This window comes from Paraburkholderia humisilvae (assembly GCF_902859855.1).
In the GTDB taxonomy this organism is placed as follows: domain Bacteria; phylum Pseudomonadota; class Gammaproteobacteria; order Burkholderiales; family Burkholderiaceae; genus Paraburkholderia; species Paraburkholderia humisilvae.
Map to the genome: position 1 here is coordinate 1 of NZ_CADIKH010000463.1, position 636 is coordinate 636.

The 636-nt window shown below is 65.7% G+C and carries 1 protein-coding gene; it reads right to left on the reverse strand.

Annotation, left to right across the window (positions count from 1 at the left end):
• Positions 1-636: IS3 family transposase (locus HV796_RS43070; protein ID WP_175233653.1), on the reverse strand; the 636-nt coding region annotated here is incomplete at both ends.

Here is a 636-nt window from a genome sequence, read left to right on the forward strand (position 1 = left end):
CGAATTCAAGCGGCGAGCAATAGCCGATGCTGCTGTGCAAACGGCGCAGGTTGTACCACCCCTCCAGGAACCAGAAGATGCGCTGGCGTGCCTGTTCATGGGTCGCGAAGTGTTCGCGCGTGAGCAGTTCTGCCTCCAGTGTGCCGAAGAACGATTCGCACATCGCGTTGTCGTAGGCGTCGCCGGCCGTGCCCATCGACGGCTGCACGCCGGCTTCGCGGCAGCGCCGCCCGAAGGCAATGGACGTATACTGGCACCCCTGATCCGAATGTAGAATCACGCCTTCGTAACGCCGTTGCTGTAGTGCCATGTCGAGCGCTCGCAGCATCAGTTCGGTGTACAGATGGTTTGACATCGCCCACCCCACGATACGCCTGCTGAACACATCGAGTACCACCGCTAGATACAGGAATCCCGCCCCGGTCGGCACGCAGGTCGCGTCCGCCACCCACAGCACGTTTGCCGTGTCTGCCCTGAAGTGCCGCTGCACCAGATCCGGCGCACGCCGCGCCCCCGCGCGTGGCCGTGTGGTGCGTGGCCAGCGCCCCCGGGTGGCGCCACGCAGCCCCGCCATGCGCATCAGGCGCGCCACCCGCTTGCGTCCCACATGCACCCCTTCGCGCGCGAGCTGCGCAT